At 43.6% G+C, this 2,704-nt stretch carries 1 protein-coding gene and 2 pseudogenes; all 3 read right to left on the bottom strand.

Annotated elements, in window-relative coordinates; translation table 11 throughout:
• A pseudogene (locus tag GJB61_RS30965) lies at nt 1-869 on the bottom strand (HNH endonuclease); the annotation flags it as partial.
• A 123-nt stretch (nt 870-992) separates the two neighbouring features.
• Nucleotides 993-1,550 carry an SUKH-4 family immunity protein gene (locus GJB61_RS30960; RefSeq protein ID WP_154122862.1) on the bottom strand — a complete coding sequence of 186 codons (558 nt, stop codon included), beginning with the start codon at nt 1,548-1,550 and terminating at the stop codon, nt 993-995.
• Between the two features lie 29 nt (nt 1,551-1,579).
• A pseudogene (locus GJB61_RS32075) lies at nt 1,580-2,704 on the bottom strand (hypothetical protein); the annotation flags it as partial.

Genomic DNA, 2,704 nt, shown 5'->3' with positions numbered 1-2,704 from the left:
ATCATCGGAAGTGCAGCCGTGATCGCCCCGCCGGTGATGATCTCCGCGACCACGACACCAGCCAATATGCCGATGACCGCAGCCAAAAGCTTCAATCCATTACTCTTCATCCATTTTATTACAAATGATTTAATCTGGTCAAACAACATTTTCGCATTGCTCGCACGAAGTTTTGCGCCGTCGGCAATTTTACCGCCGAGGCTTTGATTCGCTTTTCCGGTATCGAATTCCGCCATGATGCTGTCCATCGTAGCCGGGTCGCGGCTGCCTGAGAGTTCCTTGGTTTCCCCGTCCTTGAGGTTCGCTTCCTGCACCAGTGCAGGGTCCATTTCACCCTCTTCCACCGTCTCCATCTCGATATCTTCTGCGGTGAGCTTCTCGTCAGCCGCTGGACCCGCTTCCTCTGTCTGCTCCATAGCTCCGGCTTCTGCCGCTCCTGCCCCCATAGGTTTGGAGATGTCTACACCGAGCAGATACTCCCACATCTTGCCTTCCAAATGGCTGAGCGAACGCTTGGCCGCCTTGCCGAGCGCTCCAATCCGGGCAAGTACATCCAGAAAAGTAGCTATGAGAAGGTTGCCTAGCGTTGAGATTAGCTTGGTATAGAAGTTCTGCACCGCTGCCAGAGCCTGGTCCACCTTGGCGGCCAGGAAGTCCATGACCTGTGTGACTTTGTTTTTTAGCTTCTGTGCCAACTGATTGACGGCCTTAATTGCCTTGTCGACGACTCCGTCAATTTTGCTGCATATTTTCGCGGCGATGCCAGGGAATTTGGCAAATACCACCGAAACCAGCTTTTTAAGCAGCGTGCCCAGTCCCTTGATCAAGGTGGTGATCAGCTTGCGCCCCAATTCAATAATGCCCAGCACTGCCTGCTTGGCTTTTAGACAATAGAAAAACCTTGAAAGTTATTAACCAACAAGGTTTTTAAAATAAATACTATTTAATTCTCAAAAGTATTATCTTGATATAGTTGTGGTTCAAGGCATATATCACTGTTTATTGTAATTGCTCAATTCTTCTTCCCAGAAACTTCCTTGAATAAGCGAATCAGAATCTATCTTCTCAAGTCTGTTAGCAATCCAAGATAACAAATCTTTTGTTGCATTTCTTTCAAGAAATGCCTTTTTTCCATTTACATCTTTTATCTTTTCAATAAAATCAACATATGCAATCATTGATTCTGCCAACTGCGAAATCGAGGAATTTATAAATATCTCCTCATTATCGTTTTCATTATCAAAATATAAAACCTCATCGTTCTCCTCGTCGATACATATAGGATCTCCGTTACCAGTAAATCCAACATATATGAACTTCGAATATTCTTCTTCAGCATCCTCATATTTTTCAGTCAATCTAACTCCACCACCTTTAGTAGAAGATTCGAAAGTTAGAAATGGGGGAGAGGACTCTGGAAAACCTGCTTTAATCAAAAAATCCTTAGTCTCTCTTGATAAAGAAAACAACTCTATTACTTTTTCATCAAAGTCAACTAAACCATAGGTTTCCTTTTTCCATTTTCCTAAAAATTCTTTTGCTGTAATCATTTATGCACCTCGCTAAGCTTCTTATATTTTCATTTCCTCTTTTTTGGAAATTTTCTACTTGATGTTGACTGTGAACCAGATGTAAATACTCTACCAATTTCAGACAAAGGGTCATTGCCCCTTATATTATTCATTTTCTCAAAATTGTGTATACCACCAAACCCTTTATGCAACGATTGCGGAACAGCTGCAGCTTGCCCTCCTCCACCAATATGATGATGAATAAGCTTATCACCTTTAAAATCTTTATATTGCGGAAAATGTTTAATAAATTCATCGTCTACTAGTGGTACTAATCCATTCTGAATTCTATCAACATTTTCTTTGCTTAGAACTTCAGGATACTTTTCTAGAATTTCATTAAAATGTTTTGAAGCATTTCTTTCCCAGCCTGCCGAATTCGTCCCACTCTTTCCTTTGCCTTTATAATTCATTTCTGAAACAAGTTTAGGATCCGCTCTGTATTCAAACGGAATTTTTTCAACATCGACATCACGGTATGCTCTGATGTTGCTATAGTCAATCTTATTGACTGTTTCTCTTGGAAGATTCCCTGTACTGTTAATGCTATCAAAATCAATATTTCCGCCATTGGCTTCTGCCCGATTAAAAACGTCTATTCTTTCAGAAGTCGTTAAACCACTAAGCTTGTCCAGCTCAGCCTGAGTACTGATTCCCGCTGTTCTACCATCCAGACTGTCTACTTCTTCTATGCTTCCGTCAATCAGCAGCACCCAAGGATTAACCTCGCCATACAGACGGATATGCTTTCCCTTTCGCTCCAGCTTAAACTTCTTGAACTTGAACTTCTGCAGAATCCGGTCAACCAGACCCTTGAGCTTTTTGGCCCCCTTCATGAGCCCTTTTTGCAGGCTCTTGATCACGATTTTACCATTACGGATAATCATGCTGCCGCTCTTGGATGCAAGCTTCGCCCCGGATTTCAACAAGCTCTTGATGCCCTTAGCTCCTGCACCCGCTGCCTTCTTGACTCCCGTAGCTGCGGCTCCAACGCCCTTTTTCGCAGCTTGTCCAGCCTTGCTGAGTCCCTTGCCAATGGCCTTGAAGCCCAGCTCCATAGCCAGCTCAACGAGTCCCATCGCGAGTGCAGTTGCGAGTGCAATGGCGGCAGGCTCAATCATCTTCTGCCAGCC

The sequence above is a fragment of the Paenibacillus monticola genome (assembly GCF_009664975.1).
Taxonomy (GTDB): domain Bacteria; phylum Bacillota; class Bacilli; order Paenibacillales; family Paenibacillaceae; genus Paenibacillus_AQ; species Paenibacillus_AQ monticola.
This window is presented reverse-complemented; position numbering and strand designations above follow the sequence as displayed.

Coding starts and splice junctions, on each gene's coding strand:
- GJB61_RS30960 (WP_154122862.1), bottom strand. CDS start 1,550: ATGATTACAGCAAAAGAATTTTTAGGAAAATGGAAAAAGGAAACCTAT.